Here is a 2,473-nt window from a genome sequence, read left to right as displayed (position 1 = left end):
AGGACTTTTACTGTTAAACATCCAGCGAATGCCCTGCGATACAATGCCGGGTGCTGCCAGCGGAACAAAATGACTGGGCACAATCATGCCCATGTTGCCATAGGAACAGTTGTTACTGAAATCTCCTTTATCAATCACAGTCACTTCCCAGCCGCTTGCCTGCAGATAATAAGCGCTGCTAAGACCGATAATCCCACCGCCGATGACGATTGCTTTCATATACTTAAAATGATTTGATCTCCGTGGGGATCATTGTTCCTGATAATAGTTTTAGTTGTGTTACAGCACCTGGAACCCATGTACATAGGGATCATCGTCATCCAGGATAATGGTGTTGTAGCCTGTTACCATGGCCCAGCCTTCAATACCCGGCACAATAGCAGGTTTGCCGGCTATCGTCGTTTCTTCTTCGATGGTGCCGTTAAATTGAGAGCCGATAATGCTTTCGTGAATAAAGCGATCGCCTTTTCGCAGTTTCCCTTTGGCATACCACTGCGCCATTCTTGCGGAAGTGCCGGTACCACAGGGAGAGCGGTCGATGGCTTTATCCCCGTAAAACACCGCATTGCGGGCAGTTGCTTCCGGGCTAATGGTGGCGCCGGTCCACAGTAAATGACTCAGCCCTTTGATGTGTTCATTTTCCGGGTGTACAAATGTATATTTTTCGTTTAGTCTTTTCCGTAGTTCCCGGCTCCAGGAGATCAGTTGATCTGCTGTATAATTTTCCAGTCCACCGAAATTTTCCTGCGGATCTACAATGGCGTAGAAGTTGCCACCATAGGCCACATCCACGTGTAAAGTTCCCAGATCGGGGCAGGTGACTTCCAGGTGTTCTGCGGCGAGAAAAGATTTTACGTTGGTCAGTTTTACCGACTTCACTTTTTTCCCCTCCTGTACATAGTCCACCAACACCAGTCCTGCCGGGGTTTCCAGCCGGAGTTTCCCTGGCACTTTTGGCGTAATCAGTCCCTGTTCAATAGCGATCGTCACGGTGCCGATGGTGCCGTGGCCACACATGGGGAGGCAACCGCTGGTTTCGATATACAGTACCCCGATGTCGTTGGCTTCATCGGAAGGCGGATACAGGATGCTGCCGCTCATCATATCATGCCCGCGGGGTTCAAACATCAGTCCTTTGCGGATCCAGTCGAATTCCTGCAAAAAATGCAGGCGTTTCTCCATCATGTTATTCCCCCGGAGGATGGGCCCTCCTCCGGCTACCAGTCTTACCGGGTTACCGCAGGTATGGGCATCTATGCAAAAAAAGGTTTTAGCCGACATAAGGATTTAAAATTATTTACTAACGGTATCGCGTGTCAGCTGACCATCCAGGCGACGCCAGATACCTAAAGGATTTTCATCTTTCAATGCTGCCGGGAGTAGCTCTTGTGGCCAGTCCTGGTAGCAGAGCGGTCTTGCAAAACGTACAATCGCCGACGCCCCCACGGAAGTACTTCGTATATCCGTGGTAGCCGGAAATGGTCCGCCGTGATGCATGGCATAACCGGGTTCCACACCGGTAGGTACATTGTTCAAAATGATGCGGCCCACTTTTTCCGACAGTAATGCAATGGCATCGGAAAAGCATAACAGGTCCGTTGTTTCCCCCATTACGGTACCGGTTAATTGTCCCTGTAGTTCCGTCAGTATTGCTTTTAGTTCTGTATCATCCTTACATACCACCAACAATGCCGCCGGGCCAAATACTTCCTGTTGCAGTTCTGCGTTGGCAATAAAATCTTTTGCACTCACCCGGTATAATGCCGGGGAGCCTTTGGTAGCAGCAGATTCCAGGCTGCCTGCAAACAGGGTTTCTACACCTTTTCTGCGCGACAACTGATCTCTGTTTTCATAATAATGATAACAGATACCGGGATTGAGCATGGTGCCGGCGTGAATGGCAGACAGTTCCTGTTTTAATGCTGCCGCGAATTGTGTGGTAGCATCGTCTGCCAGGGCGATGAGCAATCCCGGGTTGGTGCAGAATTGTCCGCTGCCCAATGTGATAGACTGTGCATATTGTTTAGCAACCGCGGCTCCTGCTGTGGCCAGTTTGGCAGGCAACAGCAATACCGGGTTGATACTTCCCATTTCTGCATATACCGGAATAGGTTCCGGTCTTTGTGTTACGGCATCAAAGATGGCGATACCGGCTTTAAAAGAGCCAGTAAATCCGATGGCTTTTATGCCATGATGTTTTACCAGTTGCTGGCCCAACGCAGGACCGGCGCCGGTGATACTGGAAAATACGCCATCCGGCATACCGCATTGTTGTGCCGCCTTTTGAATGGCCGTGGCCACCAGTTCGTTGGTACCGGGGTGTGATTCATGTGCTTTTACAATCACGGGATTGCCTGCTGCCAGTGCAGAAGCTGTGTCTCCGCCGGCGGTAGAAAAGGCCAGTGGAAAATTGCTGGCAGGAAATACGAGTACGGGTCCCAGGGGCACCAGCATTTTTCGTATATCCGCCCGC

Annotated in this window: 3 protein-coding genes; all 3 read right to left on the bottom strand. The window is 50.5% G+C overall.

Features of this window, described 5'->3' with window-relative positions; genetic code table 11:
- On the bottom strand, positions 1-219 hold a 219-nt coding region (locus tag VIP81_RS09985; protein WP_331959295.1), incomplete at its 3' end, for an FAD-dependent oxidoreductase.
- 60 nt (positions 220-279) lie between these two features.
- Positions 280-1,281: a 4-hydroxyproline epimerase gene (locus VIP81_RS09980; RefSeq protein WP_331959292.1), complete on the bottom strand. Its 1,002-nt coding sequence runs from the start codon at positions 1,279-1,281 to the stop codon at positions 280-282.
- 12 nt (positions 1,282-1,293) lie between these two features.
- On the bottom strand, positions 1,294-2,473 hold a 1,180-nt coding region (locus VIP81_RS09975), incomplete at its 5' end, for an aldehyde dehydrogenase (NADP(+)) (RefSeq protein WP_331959289.1).

The organism is Chitinophaga sp. (assembly GCF_036566945.1).
Classification (GTDB): domain Bacteria; phylum Bacteroidota; class Bacteroidia; order Chitinophagales; family Chitinophagaceae; genus Chitinophaga.
The sequence above is the reverse complement of the archived record's forward strand: the minus strand, read 5'-3'. Positions and strand labels throughout refer to the sequence as shown.